Source organism: Stutzerimonas sp. NM35, assembly GCF_054604355.1.
The window spans coordinates 2792439-2812907 of sequence record NZ_CM137728.1; the positions used below are offsets into that span (position 1 = coordinate 2792439).

A 20469-nucleotide genomic window follows, 5' to 3' on the forward strand; every position below is an offset into this window, starting at 1 on the left:
GCCGAATTCATTCGGTCAAAGATGCGCAGCCGAACAAGTTCGGCCCTACAAGCTCCCGCGCAGCAGCCCTTTTGAAGCATGTGGCTTGAAGCTTGCCGCTGCCCCTACCGACCTCGCAAAAACAGCTTGTCCAACTCCGCCATACCCAGCTGGGTCCAGGTTGGGCGGCCATGGTTGCACTGACCGCTGCGCTCGGTCTGCTCCATATCGCGCAGCAGGCCGTTCATTTCCGGCAGGGTCAAACGGCGGTTGGCACGGACCGCTCCGTGACAGGCCATGGTCGCCAGCAACTCGTTGAGGTGTGCCTGGATGCGGTCGCTGCTGCCGTATTCCAGCAGGTCCGCGAGCACATCGCACACCAGCCGGGTGGCCTCTGCCTGCTTGAGCAGCGCCGGCGTCTGGCGGATGGCCAGACTCTCCGGCCCCAGCCGCTGCAGCTCGAAGCCGAGCTTCGAGAACCACTGCGCATGCTCCTCGGCACAATCCGCTTCGCGCTGACTCACGGCGAGCGACTCGGGCACGAGCAACGGTTGGCCGCGCAGGCCTTCGCTGGCCATGGCGGTTTTCAGGCGTTCATAGGTAATGCGCTCATGGGCGGCGTGCATGTCCACCAGCACCAGCCCCTGGGCGTTCTCGGCCAGAATGTAGATGCCTTTGAGCTGCGCCAGGGCATAGCCCAGCGGCGGCGTGTCAGCGCCGCTTTCCGGCAGAGCCGCCACGCCGGCCTCGGCCAAGGGCGAAAAGAACTCGCGATAGGCGCCCTGCATTTCCGCCGTATTGCCCGACGGCACAGGACGCGGCGCCTGGTAGCCGGCACCGGCCCCGCGCCAGGCCGGCACTTCGGTTTGCGAGCGCTCGCTCACGCTGGCGGCGAGGCTCATTTCGTTCTGACCGGCGAACTCGCCCGCCGCCTGGCCGCTGACCTGGGCAATCGGCGCCACACTGGCGGGCGCCGCCAGCTGATCTTCGGGGCGCACCTCGCCCAGGGCACGATGCAAGGTGCCATACAGAAAATCATGGACCATGCGGCTGTCGCGAAAACGCACTTCATGCTTGGTCGGATGCACGTTGACGTCGACCACCGCCGGGTCGACATCGAGAAACAGCACGAAAGTCGGGTGACGGCCATTGAACAGCACGTCGCGGTAGGCCTGGCGCACCGCATGGGCCACCAGCTTGTCGCGCACCATGCGCCCGTTGACGTAGAAATACTGCAGATCCGCCTGGCTGCGACTGAACGTAGGCAGGCCGACCCAACCCCAGAGATGCAGGCCATTGCGCTCGATCTCGATGGGCAGCGCCTGCTCCAGAAACGCGGCGCCGCACACCGCCGCCACGCGCCGCGCGCGCGCGGCGGGATCGTCAGCCTGGTGCAACGCCAGCACGCCCTTGCCGTTATGCCGCAGATGAAAGGCGACATCGAAGCGCGCCAGTGCCAGGCGCTTGACGACTTCCTGCAGATGATCGAATTCGGTCTTCTCGGTGCGCAGGAACTTGCGTCGCGCCGGGGTATTGAAGAACAGGTCGCGCACTTCCACCGAAGTACCCACCGGATGCGCCGCCGGCTGCACCCGCGCCTGCATGTCACGGCCTTCGGTTTCCACCTGCCAGGCCTCGCTGGCGTCTGCGGTGCGCGAGGTCAGGGTCAGGCGCGAGACGGAGCTGATCGAAGCCAGCGCCTCGCCGCGAAAACCAAGGCTCATCACCCGTTCGAGGTCTTCCAGATCACGAATCTTGCTGGTGGCGTGACGCGCCAGGGCCAGCGGCAGGTCATCGGCGGAAATCCCGCTGCCATCGTCGCGCACGCGCAGCAGCTTCACCCCGCCCTGCTCGACATCCACCTCGATGCGGGTGGCGCCGGAATCCAGGCTGTTCTCCAGCAACTCCTTGATCACCGAGGCCGGGCGCTCGACCACTTCGCCCGCGGCGATCTGGTTCGCCAGCCGCGGCGCCAGCAGCTGGATGCGTGCCACTTCGCTCATGGCTGTGCAGCCAGGGTGGTGACGGGAATGGTCAGCGTCTGCCCGACCTTGATCACGTCACCTTTCAGACTGTTGGCGCTGCGCAGCGCGGGCAGGCTGACCTGATAACGGTTGGCCAGCAATGCCAGGCTTTCACCGGAGCGCACGACATGTTCGCGGGGAACGCTGGCGATCTTGCCGGAATCGCGCATCCAGGCGATGTAGGTGCCCGGCGGTGGATTCTCATGGAAGAACTGCCGTACGCCACCATGAATCGAGCGGGCCAGCGCTTGCTGATGGGCCTTGGTTTGCAGTTTGCGCGCTTCGGATGGGTTGGAGATGAAGCCGGTTTCAACCAGAATCGAAGGGATATCCGGCGACTTCAGCACCATGAAGCCGGCCTGCTCGACTCGACGCTTGTGCAGCGGCGTGATCCGGCCCATGTTGCTCAGCACCTTCTGGCCCACGTTCAGACTGGAGGCCAGCGAAGCCGTCATGGACAGGTCCAGCAGCACACCCGCCAGCATCTGGTCCTTGTCGCCGAGGCTGACATTGCCCGCGCCGCCGATCAGATCCGAGCGGTTCTCGCTGTCGGCCAGCCAGCGGGCGGTTTCCGACGTCGCGCCGCGATCCGACAGGGCGAAGACCGAAGCGCCATAGGCGGCAGAACGCGGTGCGGCATCGGCATGAATGGAAACGAACAGGTCGGCGCCCTTCTTGCGGGCGATCTCGGTGCGTTTGCGCAACGGAATGAAATAGTCTCCGGTACGCACCAGCTCGGCACGGAAGCCCTTTTCGGCATTGATCTGGTGCTGCAACTCCTTGGATATCTGCAGCACCACATGCTTTTCGTAGATCTTGCCCGGCCCGATGGCGCCCGGATCCTCACCGCCATGGCCGGCATCGATGGCGATGACGATGTCACGCTGGCTGCTGGGCAGCGGCGGCAATTTCGCCGGCAGACTCGGCGAGACCGGTTTGGCCGGTACGCTGGGCGTGACAGTGGCCGGAACCCTGGCGCTGACCGCCGAGGCATCTGCCTCGCTGTCGAACAGATCGACCACCAGGCGATGCCCGTATTGCTGGTTGGGCGGCAGACTGAAGCTCTTGGGCGCAACCTGAGTGGACAGGTCGATGACGATTCTGAGCGTGTCGGCATCGTATTTCGCTGCACGCAAGCCCGCCACCGGGGTATTTTCCAGGGACAGCGACCCGAACGGCCTGGCCAGGTTGGCCTTGTCCACATCGATGACGATGCGATCCGGCGCCGTCAGGGTGAACACCTTGTGCTGTACCGGGCCGGACAGATCGAAAACCAGGCGGGTATTGTCCGGTGCTCGCCACAACCGCACGCTCTGCACGTCCGAGGCAGCCAGCACCTGGACTGCCGCCAGCATTAATGCCAAACCCGTTGCCAGCGCGCGTATGCGCATACCCAACCCCATATTGTTCATTGATTACCGATGGTCAGGATGGAACACCAGTTCACTCCGCGCTCGCCCTGTGGCGCCAGGCACAGCATACGGCCAGTTCCGTGGGGCGTAATGGTAATATCCAGGTCGGCCTTTGGCAAAATGCCCGCGCCACGCTCCGGCCACTCCACCAGGCACAGCGCATCCCCATCGAAGTAGTCACGAACACCGAGAAACTCCAGCTCTTCCGGATCGACCAACCGGTACAGGTCGAAATGAAAAACCCGTGCTTGCGGTGTTTCGTAGGGCTCGACCAGGGTGAAGGTCGGGCTCTTGACCTTGCCCTGATGGCCGAGCCCGCGGATCAGCCCGCGTGACAGGGTGGTCTTGCCGGCACCCAGATCGCCATGCAGATAGATCACGCCCCGACCAGCGGTTGCCTGGCCGATGCGCGCACCAAGCGCCAGCATCTCGTCTTCATCGACTGCGAACAGCGCCAGCGGCGACATGGCAAGAGTCAGCTGTGACATGGCGAATGTGTCTCCAATTGTTCCCGTATGGCCGGAATCAGGTCGGCGGCGGCAAGCCCCCGACCGCGTTCGCCCTGGCGCTCGCCAGCCACGGCATGCAGCCAGACCGCCAGACAGGCCGCCTCGAACGATGCCAGTCCCTGCGCCAGCAACGCGCCCGCGACACCGGCCAGGACATCACCCAGACCGGCGCTGGCCATGGCCGGATGCCCCCGGCTACAGAGCGCCAGCCGGCCATCGGCAGCCGCGATCAGGCTGCCGGCACCCTTGAGCACCACCGTACAGTTGTAGCGGCTGGCCAGCTCGCGCGCGGCTCTGGGTCGGTCAGCCTGCACTTCGGCTACGGTGCACTGCAACAGCCGTGCAGCCTCGCCGGGGTGAGGCGTCAGCAGACCGCCAGGCGGTGCTTCGACGCCTTTTTCGGCCAACAGGTTCAGCGCATCGGCGTCCCATACCTGGGGCACCCGACATTGCGCCGCCAGCGACAGCAGACTGCGTCCCCAGGGCGCCTGGCCCAGGCCCGGGCCGACCACCAGCACATCGGCGCGCTGCGCCAGCGCGCTCAGGCCATAGGTGGACTCGATGCCGCTGCACATGATTTCCGGGCGCCGCACCAGCGACGCGGTCACATGCTCGGGACGGGTCGCCAGCGTCACCATGCCGGCACCGCTGCGTAGCGCCGCCTCGGCACTGAGCAAGGCCGCGCCGCCGGTGCCCAGATCGCCACCAATCACCAGCACCTGGCCAAAACTGCCCTTGTGCGCGGTCGGCAAACGCGGCGCAAGCAGCGGCAGATTCGCTTTACACAGACGCAGGGCGCACGGCGCAACCGGGTCGACGACGGTCGCATCGGCCTGCAAATCATCGAACACCAGCGCACCGACCCGGTCCGGCCCCTCGCCGGTGAACAGCCCGAGCTTGAGGCCGATGAAGCTCACCGTGAGTTCGGCACATACCGCCTGTCCAAGCGCGCGACCGGTATCGGCGCACAGCCCCGATGGCACATCCACCGCCATGATCGACAGGCCGCTGGCATTCATCGCCGCAATGGCACCGGCATAAGGTTCGCGAACCGCGCCGCTGAGCCCCGTGCCCAGCAGCGCATCGACCAGCACACCCTGCAACACCACCGTCGGCGTCCAGGATCGAATCGCCACACCGGCATCGCGCGCCTCGGCGAAAGCACGGGCGGCATCGCCTTGCAGCCGCTGCCGATCACCTACCGCAAGCACCTTCACCGACCAGCCCGCGCGTTGCGCCAGCGCCGCGACCAGATAGCCATCGCCGGCATTGTTGCCACACCCGGCCAGCACAGTAAGCGCGCCAGCCTCCGGCCAGCGCCGACGCAGCGCGCGCCAGGCCGCATGGGCGGCACGCTGCATCAGCTCGAAACCGGGCGTGCCGGCGGCGATCAGGCGAGCATCGATCTCGCGCACCTGGGCGGCGGTAAATAAAGCGGCAGGCAAGGTATCGGTCATCGGCACGCAGATCATCGGCTGGAATATCTGGCAGAATTATACGCACCCGCTCGCCAGACCGCCTTCCTCGATGTCCAGCCTCTCTCTCGATCCCGTCGCTCTCGCCCAGTCCATCAAGGAGTGGGGCCGCGAGCTGGGTTTTCAGCAGGTCGGCATCACCGGCGTCGATCTGGCCGAGCATGAAGCGCACCTGCAGAGCTGGCTGGACGAAGGCTATCAGGGGGAAATGGACTACATGGCCGCCCACGGCAGCAAGCGTTCGCGGCCAGACGAGCTGGTACCCGGCACGCTGCGGGTGATCTCCCTGCGCATGGACTATCTGCCCGGCGACACGCGCATGAGCCAGCGCCTGGCTGAGCCGGAGAAGGCCTACGTCTCGCGTTACGCACTGGGCCGCGATTACCACAAGCTGATCCGCAAGCGCATCCAGCAGCTGGCCGAGCGCATTCAGCAAATGGTCGGCCCCTTCGGCTTCCGCGCCTTCGTCGACAGCGCGCCGGTGCTGGAAAAAGCCGCCGGGCAGCAGGCCGGGCTCGGCTGGATCGGCAAGAACACCCTGCTGCTCAACCGCAAGGCCGGCAGTTGGTTCTTCCTCGGCGAACTGTTCGTCGATATCGCCCTGCCCGTCGACGAACCCGTCACCCGCGATCATTGCGGCAGCTGCCACGCCTGCCTGGACGTCTGCCCCACCGAAGCCTTCGTCGGCGAACGGATACTGGATGCGCGACGCTGCATTTCCTACCTGACCATCGAGCTCAAGGGGGCGATCCCCGTCGAGTTGCGCGCACCGATCGGCAACCGCGTATTCGGCTGCGACGACTGCCAGATCGTCTGCCCCTGGAACCGCTTCGCCAAACCGACCGAACAGGCCGATTTCCACCCTCGTCACAGCCTCGACAATGCCGAGCTGGCGGAGCTGTTCCGCTGGACCGAGGACGAATTTCTCAGCCGCACCGAAGGCTCGCCGCTGCGCCGTGCGGGCTATGAGCGCTGGCTACGCAATCTGGCGGTCGGGCTGGGCAATGCGCCATCGAGCATTCCGGTACTGGAGGCTTTGCAGGCGCGCCGTGACGATCCCTCGGAGCTGGTGCGTGAGCATGTGCAATGGGCTTTGGAACAGCATGGCAACCGTGACGCTGCCGACTGATGATTTCTCTTTATAACCCGCCGCTCACCCCCAACCCAACGCCGAGTTCCGCAGCCACGGCAAAGGGCAGCAACAGCGTATCGAGCAGCAGACTGGCCGGCAGGTCCAGGGCGGCATGTTTCGGCGCTGCCGTACCAAAGCGCTCCTGCGGGCAGCAGCCGTTGTTGAGGCTGTACCAGTCGAGACGAGTGCCGGAATAGATGATCGGCGCGCCGGGCTTGGCCACATCGAGGGTGCGGACCGTGGCACAGCCGGGCAGCAGGCTCAGGGCGAGCAGTAGAGGCAGGGTTCGACCGATCATCTCAATCGTCGCTGACGAGATGGTGTTCGCCCCAGCGCGGCAGCATGTCCTGAGGAATGTTCAGCAGGTTGAGGATACGCGCGACGATGAAATCCACCAGGTCGTCGAGGGTCTGCGGCTGGTGATAGAAACCCGGCGAGGCCGGCAGGATCACCGCGCCCAGGTTCGACAGCTTGAGCATGTTCTCCAGATGGATACTCGAATAAGGCGCCTCGCGCGGCACCAGGATCAGCTGGCGGCGCTCCTTCAGCGTCACGTCGGCGGCGCGCTCGATCAGGTTGTTGCAGGCACCGCCGGCAATCGCCGACAGGGTGCCGGTGGAACAGGGCACCACCACCATGGCCGTCGGTGCGCCGGAGCCGGAAGCCGGCGGCGCCATCCAGTCCTCCTTGGCGAACACGCGGATCTGTCCCGCCGCCGCGCCGGTGTATTCGCTGAGAAAGGCCTGCATCGCCTGCGGCTTGGCCGGCAGCACCACGTCGGTCTCGGTGGCCATCACCAGCTGCGCGGCCTTGGAAATCAGAAAGTGCACCTCGCGGTCTTCCTGCACCAGGCAGTCGAGCAGGCGCAGGCCGTACTGCGCGCCCGAGGCGCCGGTCATGGCCAGGGTGATGCGTTCGGGTCCGCTCATACAGCCTCCAGTTTCTTTCCAATCCCACGTGTGGAAATGCCTTCGGCGATTTCCACCCTACCCACCCACGGTCATCGTAGGGTGGAAAACCGCGAAGCGTTTTCCACCATGGGCGGTCAGCGCAGCGCCTCTGCCAGCTTGCCGTGCAAACCGCCGAAGCCGCCGTTGCTCATGATCACCACCTGGGTGCCAGGCGCAGCCTGGGCCTTCACCCGTTCGATGATCGCTTCCAGCGTATCGCAGACCACCGCCGGCACCGGGCAGTTGGCTGCCGTCGCGGCCAGGTCCCAGCCCAGGTTCGGCGGTGCATACCAGACCACCTGATCGGCCTGGCGCACCGACTCGGGCAGGCCGTCGCGATGCGCGCCGAGCTTCATCGAATTGGAGCGCGGCTCGATCACGGCGATGATCGGCGCATCGCCCACGCGCTTGCGCAGCCCGTCCAGTGTGGTGGCGATGGCGGTCGGATGGTGGGCGAAGTCATCGTAAATCGTCACGCCGTCGACCTCGGCAACTTTCTCCATGCGCCGCTTGACGCTGCGAAATTCGCTCAACGCCTCGGCGCCCTGCTTCGGCAATACGCCGACATGGCGCGCCGCCGCCAGGGTCGCCAGGGCATTGGCGACGTTGTGCTGGCCGGTCAGCTCCCAGTCGACGACACCCTGCACCTCGCCCTGGAAAATCACCTCGAAGCGCGAACCATCCTCGCTGAGCAGCCTGGCCTGCCAGTCACCGCCTTGGCCAGTGGTCTGCACCGACGACCAGCAGCCCATGCCCAGCACGCGCTCAATGGCCTGTTCGGTGGTCGGATGGATGACCAGCCCCTCGCCGGGAATGGTGCGCAGCAGATGGTGGAATTGCCGCTCGATCGCTTCCAGATCGGGAAAGATGTCCGCGTGATCGTATTCCAGATTGTTCAGGATCGCCGTGCGCGGGCGGTAATGGACGAACTTGCTGCGCTTGTCGAAGAAGGCGCTGTCGTACTCGTCCGCCTCGACCACGAAGAACGGCGTGCCGCCCAGTCGCGCGGAGATGCCGAAGTTCTGCGGCACACCGCCGATCAGGAAACCGGGGCTCATGCCGGCATGCTCCAGCACCCAGGCGAGCATGCTGCTGGTGGTGGTCTTGCCGTGGGTGCCGGCGGCGGCCAGCACCCAGCGGCCCTGCAGCACGTGGTCGGCCAGCCACTGCGGGCCGCTGACATAGGGCAGGCCCTTGTTCAGCACGTATTCCACCGCCGGATTGCCACGCGACAGCGCGTTGCCGATCACCACCAGATCCGGCGCCGGATCGAGCTGGCCCGGCTCATAGCCCTGGGTCAGTTCGATGCCCTGGGCTTGCAGTTGGGTACTCATGGGCGGATAGACATTGGCATCGGAGCCGGTGACACGATGTCCCAGCTCCTTGGCGAGAACGGCCAGCGAACCCATGAAGGTGCCGCAGATGCCGAGAATATGGATATGCATGAATGACCCCTGAATTGGCCACGCCCGGCTCTGGAATGACGGCTTCGCGGGCGCAAAAACTGCGCGGCAGATTAGCACAGGCGCCCGGCTGCGGCCTGGCACGCGAAGGCTTTGTCCGCAACGGGCCGAACCCCTTCCTGTTTCCCGACCAGCGGCGCTTATACTGGGCGCCCCGAACTGGAACAGCCCTGAATATGTGGTCATTACGCGCGTGGCGGCGCAAACGCATTCTTGCCCGCTTTGCGGTGGAACCGGCGCTCTGGCAGGCCGTCACCGACAGCCTGCCGATGCTCGACGGACTGAACCCCGACGAACTCTCCCGGCTGCGCGAACGCAGCATCCTGTTCCTGCATGCCAAGCGCCTGACCGCGCTGCCGGGCGTCGAACTGGAACTGGCCGACCGGCTGCGGCTGGCGGCCCAGGCGCAGCTGCCATTGCTGCATCTGGCCGATCTGGACTGGTATCAGGGCTTCCATGAGGTCGTCATCTACCCGGACGATTTCCACAGCCCGCAGAAGCACCGCGACTCGGCGGGCGTCGTGCATGAATGGGATGGCGAACACAGCGGCGAAGCCTGGCTGCAGGGGCCGGTGATCCTCGCCTGGCCGGGCGTGCAGCAAAGCGGTGGCTGGGACGGCTACAACCTGGTCATTCACGAACTGGCGCACAAGCTCGACATGCTCAATGGCGATGCCAACGGCCTGCCGCCGCTGCACCGCAGCATGCGCCTCGACGCCTGGTCCAGCGCCATGCAGAGCGCCTACGACGCACTGAACGAAACGCTGGACGCCGATCCCGAAGCGCAGACACCGATCGACCCTTACGCAGCGGAAAACCCGGCGGAGTTCTTCGCCGTCACCAGCGAATACTTCTTCAGCGCGCCGGACCTGCTGCATGAGGCCTGCCCGGAGGTCTATGCGCAACTGGCCGCGTTCTATCGCCAGGACCCGCTGGCGCGACTGGCCGCGCTGCAGCAAAGCCATCCGCACTACAGGGAACCGCACTGAAAGTCGCTCGTCGAATGCGCGCCGCGCCAGATCGCACACGTTACGTCCGAGCGACGTGGCAAAACGCCCGACAGTGCGCCTATAATCGCGCCCACTTTTTTCGCCCCAGGCCGCGTTGGCCGACCACGGAGCAATGTCCATGAGCTACAGCAAAGTCCCGGCTGGCAAAGACCTGCCCAACGACATCTACGTCGCCATCGAAATCCCGGCCAACCACGCGCCGATCAAGTACGAGATCGATCACGACACCGACTGCCTGTTCGTCGACCGCTTCATGGCCACCCCGATGTTCTACCCGGCCAACTACGGCTTCATCCCGCACACCCTGGCTGACGACGGCGACCCGCTGGACGTGCTGGTGGTAACGCCCTACCCGGTCGCGCCGGGTTCGGTCATCCGCTGCCGCCCGGTCGGCGTGCTGAACATGACCGACGAGGCCGGCGGCGATGCCAAGCTGATCGCCGTCCCCCACGACAAGCTGACCCAGCTGTACGTGGACGTTAAGGAATACACCGACCTGCCGCCGCTGCTGATCGAGCAGATCAAGCACTTCTTCGAGAACTACAAGGATCTGGAGAAAGGCAAGTGGGTCAAGGTCGAAGGCTGGGGCAACGCCGACGAAGCCCGCGCCGCCATTACCAAAGCTGTTGCGGCTTACCAAAAATAAGCCAATACCGCCAAAGGAAAGCCGGCCACAAGCCGGCTTTTTTATGCCTGATGTCCAAGCATGTGTCGCCGGGCTCAGATCGCATTATCGAGCGCTTACGTCGAAACAGGCTTCACTGATAACTGAGACGGCACTACCGGGCGGACGAGGATCGGGAGGGGGCCATGCGGATTCTTTTGAGCGGCGGGACCGGGCTTATTGGCCAGGCACTCTGTCAGTACTGGCTGCAGCAAGGCCATGAGTTGCTGGTCTGGAGCCGGCGGCCCGAGCAGGTGCCCCGGCTGTGTGGGGCCGCCGTGCGTGGTGTGGCCAGCCTGGAGGAGCTGGGCGACATCGAGCTGGACGCGGTGATCAACCTGGCTGGCGCGCCCATCGCTGAGCGTCACTGGACATGCCGGCGCAAGGCTCTGCTATGGGACAGTCGCATCCACCTTACGGAGCGGCTGGTCGAGTGGCTGGCCGGACTTACTTGCCGTCCACCCCTGCTGATTTCCGGCTCCGCCGTTGGCTGGTACGGCGATGGCGGCGAACGTTTTCTGCGTGAAGGCGACACGCCGGTCAGCAGCGATTTCGCCAGCCAGCTGTGCATCGCCTGGGAAGAAAGCGCGCAACGGGCGCAGGAACTGGACATGCGGGTGGTGCTGGTGCGCACCGGGCTGGTGCTGGCGCGCGAGGGCGGCTTTCTTGGCCGGCTGCTGCCGCCGTTCCGCCTTGGCCTGGGCGGGCGCATCGGTTCGGGACGGCAGTGGATGCCCTGGATTCACCTGCATGACCAGGTCGCCTTGATCGATTTCCTGATGCATCACCCCGCCGCCAGCGGCCCTTACAACGCCTGCGCGCCGCAACCCGTGCGCAACGCCGAATTCACTCGCAGCCTGGCCCAGGTACTGCACCGGCCAGCCCTGCTGCCGCTGCCGGCATCCCTGCTGCGCGCCGCTTTTGGCGAGTTGTCCGGGCTGCTGTTGGGCGGCCAGCATGCGCTGCCCGAACGGCTGCTGGCCGAAGGATTCGAGTTCCGCTTCAGCAAACTGTCGCAGGCACTGGCCGATCTGCTGGAACGGCAGGCTGCGGATGCCCGCTGAGCCGAGCCCAAGGGCGGCCATTGCTGCCGCCGCAGATAAGGCACACACTTGCGCGAGTCGTTGACCGGTACAGCAGACACAGGTCGTACAGCCATGCCCGTCGAGGTTTCCATGGTCGCCACTGACACCATCAAGATCGGCATCAGCGCCTGCCTGCTGGGCCACCCCGTGCGCTACAACGGTGGTCACAAGGCCTCGCAGCTGTGCCAGGAAATACTATCGCGGCACTTCGAGTTCATCGCCCTGTGCCCCGAACAAGCCATTGGCCTGGGCACCCCGCGCCAGCCGATTCGGCTTGTCGGCGACCCTGACAGCCCGCGCGCGCTCGGCACGGTCAATCGCGAACTGGACGTCAGCGAAGCCCTGAGCGCCTATGGCCAGCGCGCCGCCGAACAACTGCACGATATCTGCGGCTACATCCTGATGCAGAAATCACCGTCCTGCGGCATGGAGCGGGTCAAGGTCTATCAGGACAACGGTCATCCCGCCGAAGGTGGCGGGCGCGGTCTGTTCGCTGCCGCCCTGATGCGCGCCCGACCGGACCTGCCGGTTGAGGAAGACGGGCGCCTGAATGATCCGGTACTGCGCGAGAACTTCATCACCCGTGTCTTCGCCTATGCCGAATGGCAGCGCCTGCAGCGTGCCGGACTGACACGCAAAGCGTTGATCACTTTTCACGAACGCTACAAGTACCAACTGATGGCGACCAGCCGTGTGCAGTATCAACAGCTCGGGCGTGCGGTGGCACAAAGTGCCGACACGCCTCTACAGCTTTTTGCGTCCCGCTATTTCAGCCAGTTGATGGCGGCTCTCAAGCATCCGGCCAGTCGTGGCGGCCACAGCAATGTGCTGCAGCATATGTCCGGTTATCTGAAGCGTGCACTGAGCTCAGCGGAAAAACAGGAACTGCAGCAACTGATCGAACAGTACCGCCTGGGCATAGTGCCGCTGGTGGTGCCGATGACTCTGATCAAGCACCACTTCCGTCGTCATCCGGATGCCTACATCGAGCGCCAGGCCTACCTGCAACCGCATCCGGAAAACCTCGGCCTGCGTAACGCCCTATGAACACACCCGCTAACGCACCGCCTGTATGGCACTGAGGAGCCTTGCATGCGCCAATTGATCTGGTTTCGCACCGACCTGCGGGTGCAGGACAACACCGCGCTGACCGCAGCCATGCAGGCCGGCCCTACCCTGGCGGTGTTCCTGCTCAGTCCCGGCCAGTGGCGCGCCCACGACGATGCGCCCTGCAAGGTGGACTTCTGGCTGCGCAACCTGCTGACGCTACAGACACAGCTGCGGCAGCTGAACGTGCCCCTGCTGATCCGCCAGGCCGAACACTGGCGCGATGCGCCTGCCGTGCTGACCCGGCTCTGCCATGAACAGCAGATCGGCAGCGTCCACGTGAATCAGGAATATGGGCTGAATGAAGCCCATCGCGACGAGGCCATGGCGCAGCAACTGCAGACGCTGGGGGTAGGCTTTCACAGCCACATGGACCGCCTGCTGTTCCGGCCCGGCAGCATCCTCACCCGCTCGGGTGGCTATTTCCAGGTCTTCAGCCAGTTCCGCAAAGTCTGCTATCAGCGCCTGCATACCGCGTTGCCAATGTGCCTGGGTGTGCCGCAGGCACAAGCTCCGCTCGCCATCCTCAGTGACCCGATCGCCGCCCAGCTGACCGACTTTCCTACCCCGGACGCCGCTTTGCAGGCCTTGTGGCCCGCAGGCGAGGTGGCTGCACTGGCGCGCCTGCAAGACTTCGCCGACCAGCACCTGGATGACTACGACCGCCAGCGCGACCTGCCCGCCCAGCCCGGCACCAGCCAGCTCTCGCCGTACCTCGCTGCCGGCGTGCTCTCCCCCCGGCAATGCCTGCACGCGGCGCTGTGCAGCAACCGGGGCGAGTTCGAAACCGGCAGTAGCGGCGCCGTCGCCTGGATCAATGAGCTGCTGTGGCGCGAGTTCTACACGCACATCCTGGTCGGCTACCCGCAGGTATCGCGGCACCGCGCCTTCCGCGCGCACACCGAAGCCCTGCCCTGGCGCCACGCCCCGCGGGAGCTGGCCGCCTGGCAGGAGGGCCGCACGGGTTTTCCGCTGATCGATGCGGCCATGCGCCAGCTGCTGGCCACCGGCTGGATGCACAACCGGTTGCGCATGGTGGTGGCGATGTTCCTCACCAAGAACCTGCTGATCGACTGGCGCGAGGGCGAACGCTTCTTCATGCGTCACCTGATCGATGGCGACCTGGCGGCGAACAACGGCGGCTGGCAATGGAGCGCCTCCACCGGCACCGACGCGGTGCCCTGGTTCCGCCTGTTCAACCCCATCAGCCAGTCACAGCGCTTCGACCCCCAGGGCCGCTTCATTCGCCACTGGTTGCCGGAACTGGCCGATCTGGACAACCGCCGCATCCACGACCCAGGCGCCGCGGGCGGGCTCTTCACCGTGGCCAATTATCCGCAACCGATGGTAGACCTCACCGCCAGCCGTCAACGGGCGTTGAACGCATTCAGGGACCTGTCTTCCCATGGCCCACAGCCGGCCTGAGCTCCTCGATGACTTGCCGCACACGACGCCAGCAACCTGCACGGCTCAATAACAGCAACGGGTTCGGCGCTACGCTGAAATCCTGGAATGCGTGACCCACAACGCGGTTGATCACCCGTGCGCCAACGCGGACAATGCTGTACAAGAATACAGTGATTACCGCCATGCCTACTCCCCTTCCCACCGACCTTTACTACCTCAGCAATTTCCGCACAGCGCTCGCCTGGGTGAATGAGCGCTATGCCGATTTGCTGACCGTTGAGGAGCAGGCATTTATTGAAACCTTTCACTCCCTTGTGTGGCCGACCCAGGGACTGCTGGTGCGCATGATCATGCGACGCGGTTGTCACTTTCGCCTGAGCAAGCTCGACTATCCCGAGCTCGGTGATTGCCTGGCTGCCGCTCGCCCCCTGCTTGAACTCGGCTGGATCAGTGAGCAGGCGCTGTTAGGCGCCGCCGAAGTAGCTGAACTGCTGCGCAAGGATGAAGTGCTCAAGCATCTGCCCCTGCAGGATCGCCGCGCCGCACAGAGGAAAGGCGAGCTGATTGAGCAACTGCAGGCGCAGGACCTGCCGGCGCGGACCTTTATCAGCTGGTGTCCCGGCCTTGATGATCGCCTGCTGAGCCTGCAGGTGAGCGAGCTCTGTGACCGCCTGCGCCTGATGTTCTTCGGGAATCTGGCTCAGGACTGGTCCGAATTCGTGCTGGCGGATCTGGGTGTCTATCGCTACGAATCGGTGGAGATCAGCCCGCAGTCTCGCGGCTTTCGCAGCCGGCAGGATCTGGAGGACTACCTGCAGCTGCGTGCGCTACGGGTCCGTTTCGAAGCGGGCGAGACCGTCGAAGCGGTGCTGCCGCCGCTGCTGGCCTTTTCGTCTGATAGTCCTTATCTACGCAGCCGTCACGCCAGGCAGCTGTTTCAGATCGCCCATCATTTGGAGAAGTGCGGCCTGCTGGAGCAAGCGCTGGTGGTCTATCAGCGCAGCGAAGACGCCCAGGCTCGCTGGCGACAGATTCGTGTCCTGGAGCAACTGGGCCGTGATGCCGAAGCCCATGAGCAGGCACTGGCATTCAGTGCCGTGCCCAAAAGCGATGAAGAACGTCAACGTCTCGAGCGTGCCCTGAGACGATTGCGCCGCACGCTGGGATTGCCCATCTCCAGGCGACCCAAGGCGGCTGAAGCATTGCGCATCGAGCTGACCTTGCCCACGCCCGGGCACGGCAGCGTGGAAATGGCCGTGCGCGATCACTTCAGTACAGAGCAGGCGCCCGTGCATTACGTGGAGAACGGCCTGCTGTGCAGCCTGTTCGGTCTGCTCTGCTGGGAAGCCATCTTCGCACCACTGCCGGGGGCTTTTTTCCATCCCTTCCACCGAGGCCCGGCAGATCTCTTCAGTCCGGACTTTCACGTACGCCGGCAGGATCTGTTCAAGCGGTGTCTGGCTCGCCTGCAGGACGCTGCCTACCCGCAACTGATCCTTGAGCGCTACCGGGAGAAAGTCGGTATTCAATCGCCGTTCGTGTTCTGGTCTCTGCTCGATGAGCCGCTTCTGGAACGGGCACTGCACTGCATTCCCGCGCAGCACCTGCAGGCCTGCTTCGCCCGCCTGCTCCTGGATGTGAAAGCCAACCGTGCCGGCATGCCCGACCTGATCCAGTTCTACCCCCATGAGCAGCGCTACCGGATGATCGAGGTAAAAGGCCCGGGCGACCGCCTGCAAGACAACCAGAAGCGCTGGCTGGCCTTTGCCGCCGAGCAGGGCATTCCGGTCGAGGTCTGTTACGTCAGCTGGGACGCCGCATGACCTACTCGGTGGCGGTGCGCGCCCTTTGCGAGTTCACCGCCAAGGAGGGCGATCTCGACCTGCGTTTCACGCCCTCGCCCACGGCTCAGGAGGGCATCGCCGGTCACCAGACCGTGGTCAGTCGCCGTGGCGCTGACTATCTCGCCGAACTGCCACTCAGCGGCAGCTACCCTGGGCTGTTCGTCAGTGGCCGCGCCGACGGTTATGACCCCGAACGCAATCGCCTGGAGGAAATCAAGACCCACCGTGGCGACATCAGCCGGATTCCGGCCAACCACCGCACGCTGCACTGGGCGCAAGTGAAAGTCTATGGCTGGCTGCTCTGCCAGCAGTGGGGTCTGCAGGAGCTGGAGCTGGCCGTCGTCTACTTCAACGTACTCACCCATACCGAGAACGCCTTCGTCGAGGTGCTGAGCGCCGCCGATCTGCAACGCTTTTTCGAGTTGCAGTGCCAACGCTTTCTGCTCTGGGCGGAACAGGAAGAAGCTCACCGCGAACGGCGCGATACCTGCCTGGATACGCTCGTTTTTCCCTACCCGGATTTTCGCCGGGGACAACGCCAGCTTGCCGAGGCGGTGTATCGCAGCGCTCGCGATGGCCGCACCCTCATGGCCCAGGCCACGACCGGCATCGGCAAGACGCTGGGCACCCTCTTTCCGCAACTCAAGGCCATGCCGGGCCAGCAACTGGATCGGCTGTTCTTTCTCACGGCCAAGACACCGGGCCGCCGCCTGGCGCTGGACGCGCTGCACAGCCTGCGTGAGGGAAACGCGGGCATGCCGCTGCGCGTGCTGGAGCATGTAGCCCGCGACAAGGCCTGCGAGCATCCCGAAAAGAGCTGCCATGGCGAGTCCTGCCCGCTGGCCAAGGGGTTCTACAATCGCTTGCCGCAAGCTCGCCAGGCTGCGCTGCAGCAGGGCTGGCTGACGCGCGAGCAGGTACGCGCCGTTGCCCTCGCCCATCAGGTCTGTCCGTACTACCTGAGCCAGGAGCTGTGTCGCTGGGCCGATGTGGTGGTCTGCGATTACAACTATTACTTCGATATGGGCGCCCTGCTTTACGGCCTTGCCCAGAGCAACGAATGGCGTGTCGCCGTACTGGTGGACGAGGCACACAATCTGGTGGATCGGGCCCGCGGCATGTACACCGCCGAACTCGACCAGGTGGCGTTTCATGAGCTGTGCCGTAGCGTGCCCTCGGGCCTGCGCAACGTGTTGCAGCGCGTCAGCCGGCACTGGGAGCAGCTCAATCAGGTGCAGCAAGCGGATTATCAGATCCACCCCGCCGTCCCTGACTTGCTCGTCGCAGCGCTGCAGCGGGCGGTCAGCGCCATCACCGATCACCTGACCGACCATCCCACCGGACAGGACCGGCTGCTGCTGCAGTTCTATCTGGATGCCATGCTGTTCTGTCGCCTGAGCGAGGCCTACGGCCCGCACTCACTGTTCGATGTCACCCGCCAAGACACCCAGGCCATCGGCGATCACACCACGCTGTGCCTGCGCAACATCGTGCCGGCGCCCTTTCTCGCCAGCCGCTTCAGCGACGCCCATACCACCACCCTGTTCTCGGCGACCCTGCGGCCAGCCAGCTATTACCAGGATCTGTTGGGGCTGCCTGAGGAAACCCAGTGGATCGATGTCGAATCCCCCTTCTCGGCTGAGCAGTTGTCCGTGCGCGTGGTGCGCAACCTGTCGACCCGCTACCAGCATCGCGAAACCAGCCTCGCGCCGATCTGCCGGTTGATGGCCGAACAGTACCGGCGTGCTCCGGGGAACTACCTGGCGTTCTTCAGCAGCTATGCCTACCTGCAGCAGGTGCGCGAACTGTTCATGGCGCTGTACCCCGAGGTCCCCAGCAGCGTGCAGACCCGCAGCATGAATGAAGGCGAGCGCCAGGCCTTTCTCGACAGTTTCACGATTCACTCCGAGGGCATCGGCTTTGCCGTACTCGGTGGCGCGTTTGGCGAGGGCATCGACCTGCCTGGCAAACGCCTGATCGGCGCCTTCATCGCCACCCTCGGCCTGCCGCAGATCAACCTGATCAACGAAGAAGTCAAAGCCCGCATGCAGCAGATGTTTGGCGAAGAGAATGGCCATGACTATGCCTATCTCTTTCCCGGCATGCAGAAAGTGGTGCAGGCGGCAGGTCGCGTCATACGCACCACCGCCGATCAGGGCGTGGTGTACCTGCTCGATGATCGCTTCGGCCAGAACAGGGTCAAAGACCTGCTACCCGCCTGGTGGAAGGTGGACCTTTACCGGTTATGAGGCTGCGGGTCAGCTCGATTCAACGAAGGGTCGCCGACAGGGTGCGGCCCGAGCCCCCGGCCAGTGACCGGGTCAGCCTTCGCGCACCAGCCGCAGGCCCAGATGGGTCGGCGGCAGACCTACCGAACAGGCACCGCTGGTGGGGTTGCGCTCGAATTCGGACAATACCGAAGGGTGGCGCCCGGCGGCGATGCGAATGCCGCAGAAGTCGCCAGCGTTGCGCGAAAAGCAGGTATCGGTCCATTCCCAGACGTTTCCACCGGCATCCAGCAGGCCGTGTTCGTTGCTGCCATAGCCGCCGAAAGGCTTGAGCGTTTCCGGCAGGCGCTCGCGGTTGGCACGCTGCGCATATTCGGCGAGCCAGCGGCGCGACGGGTTGCGCGGATCGTCCACTATCGGCGCCTCCTCGATGTAGGCCGAGGCCGCCGCCAGTATCCACTCGCCGTGCCGCGGCAGCCGATAGTGATATCCGCTGCGACGCGACAGCCAGGCCGCATAGGCATTGGCATCCTGCCAGCTCAGCCCCACCGCCGGCAGTTGCGCCGCCGTTTCGTCCGGCGCCACATCCAGCGCCGGGCATTCGCCATCAGCTACGCACGCGGCGTATTCGGTCTGGCTGACCTGCCGACGCATGATCGAGAAGCCCTCCAGACGCTCTTCGTGCACCTCGCTGCCGCCCGGCAGGTGATAACGCGCCAGGCCGGTCGGCACCGCCACCAGCTCCGGCTCCACCTGCGACACCACCTGCGGTTCGCCGCAGGCCGTCAGCAGGCCCAGCAGCAGCGGGACTGCGCGGTACACGAAGCGCTGCATGGCTCTACTCCTGCGAAGTGATCGGGCCGGGGGCCTTGACCTGCTTCATCAGCTCCTCGTTCCACTCGCCGCCTTCCACCACGATATGGCCGGCTGCGCCCATTTCCGCCTCGATCAGGTTGTGGTTGAGGTAGGCATAGACGCCGGGCTGGCGGAATGTATAGAGCGCTACGGCAGCCGAGCCACCGCGCACGAACCAGGTTTCCAGGTTCTTCAGCGGCGGATTGTCGAACTTGCCGGTTTCCCATACCCAGTCACCGTGGCCGCCGATCAGGTGCGGACGGGAATCGCGGTTGGCCTGGGAGTGGATCAGCAGGACCGATTCGCCGACGTTGGCTTTGAGGGCGTTCTTGCCGGTCAGTGCGCCGACCCGACCGTTGAACACCACGTGGCTCGGGATCAGACCGCGCATGGTTTCGCGAGTGTCGGCATAGCTGTCGAGCAGGGTGCTGTAATCCTTGTACTTGCCGTCCTTGTCCTTGGGGATATACAGGTCGAATTCGCCGATGGTGTAGGCGCGGTCATAACGAACGGCATTGCCAGCCGGGTCTTTCAAGCCCTCGCGCGGCAGCACCATCAGCGTGCCGCTCATGCCGGCCAGCACGTGCCAGGCGACCATGCCTTCGGGTGCGCAGTGATAGACGAAGGTACCGGCACGGTCGGCCTTGAAGCGCAGCACGGCTTCCTGTCCGGGAGATACCAGCGTCAGGGCGGCGCCGCCCAGCGCACCGGTGGCCGCGTGCAGGTCGATGTTGTGCGGCATGCTGTTGCTGGCCGGATTGACCAGGGTCAGCTCTACGAAGTCACCCTCGTGCACCACCATGGTCGGGCCGGGCATCGAGCCATTGAACGTCATCGCCTGGAGCGTGGTGCCCTGGTCGTCGATGACCATTTTCTTTTCCTCGATCACCAGGCGGAACTGCACCACGCGCGGCTCCTTCGGCGCCACCTGTTCGTGTGCATGCACCTGGGGCGGTGCCACCAGACCAACCTTGACACGTGACAGACCGTCAGCAGCGTCCGCTAGAACCTGGCCGCTGAAAGCCAATGCAATGGATAAGGCCAGATGCTTGATTGTATTCACAGCGCGTACTCCTGCTGGTTCAAAATTTCGCGCATTACGCGACAAACCCGGCAGGCAAACCTTGCGTGTCGACAAGAATTAAGACTCATTAGGTAGAAGGCGTCGATTTGCCACACCCCTAAGGAATACCTCTCTGGCAATTCGCCGAATGGGCAATTAACCGTTTCCACACATCGAGTGGCGGCAGCTGCAACAACGATGCCTGCGCCACTCCGGCAAGGCTCGCCGAGCCGGCACAAAGCAGGCGATGCGCAACGGCTCA

17 protein-coding genes are annotated in these 20469 nt (G+C 64.7%); 8 read left to right on the forward strand and 9 right to left on the reverse strand.

Going from position 1 to position 20469, the window contains the following annotated elements; translation table 11 throughout:
* Nucleotides 1-104 precede the first annotated feature (104 nt).
* Genes mutL through ACYCFC_RS13015 form a run of 4 tightly spaced genes read right to left on the reverse strand, consistent with a single transcriptional unit; the run spans nt 105 to nt 5381 of the window.
* Nucleotides 105-1982 carry a DNA mismatch repair endonuclease MutL gene (gene mutL, locus ACYCFC_RS13000; RefSeq protein WP_459651838.1) on the reverse strand — a complete coding sequence of 626 codons (1878 nt, stop codon included), beginning with the start codon at nt 1980-1982 and terminating at the stop codon, nt 105-107.
* Nucleotides 1979-3394 carry an N-acetylmuramoyl-L-alanine amidase gene (locus ACYCFC_RS13005; protein WP_181083040.1) on the reverse strand — a complete coding sequence of 472 codons (1416 nt, stop codon included), beginning with the start codon at nt 3392-3394 and terminating at the stop codon, nt 1979-1981. The genes mutL and ACYCFC_RS13005 overlap by 4 nt, the downstream gene beginning before the upstream one ends.
* A gap of 17 nt (nt 3395-3411) precedes the next feature.
* Complete coding sequence (tsaE, locus tag ACYCFC_RS13010; protein ID WP_459653993.1) at nt 3412-3882, reverse strand: tRNA (adenosine(37)-N6)-threonylcarbamoyltransferase complex ATPase subunit type 1 TsaE; 471 nt, start codon at nt 3880-3882, stop codon at nt 3412-3414.
* A gap of 8 nt (nt 3883-3890) precedes the next feature.
* Nucleotides 3891-5381: an NAD(P)H-hydrate dehydratase gene (locus tag ACYCFC_RS13015; protein WP_459651839.1), complete on the reverse strand. Its 1491-nt coding sequence runs from the start codon at nt 5379-5381 to the stop codon at nt 3891-3893.
* A 70-nt stretch (nt 5382-5451) separates the two neighbouring features.
* On the opposite strand from ACYCFC_RS13015, the gene queG reads away from it, so the two are divergent.
* Nucleotides 5452-6528 carry a tRNA epoxyqueuosine(34) reductase QueG gene (gene queG, locus ACYCFC_RS13020; RefSeq protein WP_459651840.1) on the forward strand — a complete coding sequence of 359 codons (1077 nt, stop codon included), beginning with the start codon at nt 5452-5454 and terminating at the stop codon, nt 6526-6528.
* Between the two features lie 10 nt (nt 6529-6538).
* Here queG and ACYCFC_RS13025 read toward each other — a convergent pair whose 3' ends face one another.
* The 3 genes from ACYCFC_RS13025 to mpl form a co-directional block, all read right to left on the reverse strand.
* Nucleotides 6539-6829, reverse strand: a complete 291-nt coding sequence (locus tag ACYCFC_RS13025; RefSeq protein WP_459651841.1) for a YceK/YidQ family lipoprotein — start codon at nt 6827-6829, stop codon at nt 6539-6541.
* Nucleotide 6830: 1 nt separating this feature from the next.
* Nucleotides 6831-7460 (reverse strand): flavin prenyltransferase UbiX, encoded by a 630-nt coding sequence (gene ubiX, locus ACYCFC_RS13030; RefSeq protein ID WP_181083036.1) that lies wholly within the window; start codon nt 7458-7460, stop codon nt 6831-6833.
* Between the two features lie 116 nt (nt 7461-7576).
* On the reverse strand, nt 7577-8926 hold the full coding sequence (gene mpl, locus ACYCFC_RS13035) for a UDP-N-acetylmuramate:L-alanyl-gamma-D-glutamyl-meso-diaminopimelate ligase (protein ID WP_181083035.1): 1350 nt from the start codon (nt 8924-8926) through the stop codon (nt 7577-7579).
* A 194-nt stretch (nt 8927-9120) separates the two neighbouring features.
* Between mpl and ACYCFC_RS13040 the strand changes: the two genes are divergently transcribed.
* From ACYCFC_RS13040 to ACYCFC_RS13070, 7 genes are all read left to right on the forward strand, one after another.
* The gene (locus ACYCFC_RS13040) at nt 9121-9933 is read left to right on the forward strand and encodes a M90 family metallopeptidase (protein ID WP_459653994.1); all 813 of its coding nucleotides are present in this window, start codon (nt 9121-9123) and stop codon (nt 9931-9933) included.
* Nucleotides 9934-10072: 139 nt separating this feature from the next.
* A complete protein-coding gene (ppa, locus tag ACYCFC_RS13045) occupies nt 10073-10600 on the forward strand; it encodes an inorganic diphosphatase (protein ID WP_181083034.1) in 528 nt (175 codons plus the stop codon).
* A gap of 164 nt (nt 10601-10764) precedes the next feature.
* Nucleotides 10765-11682, forward strand: a complete 918-nt coding sequence (locus tag ACYCFC_RS13050; protein WP_459651842.1) for a TIGR01777 family oxidoreductase — start codon at nt 10765-10767, stop codon at nt 11680-11682.
* 93 nt (nt 11683-11775) lie between these two features.
* Entirely contained in the window at nt 11776-12750 is a 975-nt protein-coding gene (locus ACYCFC_RS13055) for a YbgA family protein (RefSeq protein WP_459651843.1), read from the forward strand.
* A gap of 45 nt (nt 12751-12795) precedes the next feature.
* Nucleotides 12796-14235, forward strand: coding sequence for a deoxyribodipyrimidine photo-lyase (gene phrB, locus ACYCFC_RS13060; RefSeq protein ID WP_181083031.1), 1440 nt, complete (start codon nt 12796-12798; stop codon nt 14233-14235).
* A 164-nt stretch (nt 14236-14399) separates the two neighbouring features.
* Nucleotides 14400-16040 carry a VRR-NUC domain-containing protein gene (locus ACYCFC_RS13065; protein ID WP_459651844.1) on the forward strand — a complete coding sequence of 547 codons (1641 nt, stop codon included), beginning with the start codon at nt 14400-14402 and terminating at the stop codon, nt 16038-16040.
* Complete coding sequence (locus tag ACYCFC_RS13070) at nt 16037-18310, forward strand: ATP-dependent DNA helicase (RefSeq protein ID WP_459651845.1); 2274 nt, start codon at nt 16037-16039, stop codon at nt 18308-18310. The genes ACYCFC_RS13065 and ACYCFC_RS13070 overlap by 4 nt, the downstream gene beginning before the upstream one ends.
* Nucleotides 18311-18382: 72 nt before the next feature.
* On the opposite strand, the gene ACYCFC_RS13075 is transcribed toward ACYCFC_RS13070, so the two are convergent.
* Both ACYCFC_RS13075 and nirK read right to left on the reverse strand, forming a co-directional pair.
* A complete protein-coding gene (locus ACYCFC_RS13075; protein WP_459651846.1) occupies nt 18383-19123 on the reverse strand; it encodes an SUMF1/EgtB/PvdO family nonheme iron enzyme in 741 nt (246 codons plus the stop codon).
* Nucleotides 19124-19127: 4 nt separating this feature from the next.
* Complete coding sequence (gene nirK, locus ACYCFC_RS13080; RefSeq protein ID WP_459651847.1) at nt 19128-20207, reverse strand: copper-containing nitrite reductase; 1080 nt, start codon at nt 20205-20207, stop codon at nt 19128-19130.
* Nucleotides 20208-20469 lie beyond the last annotated feature (262 nt).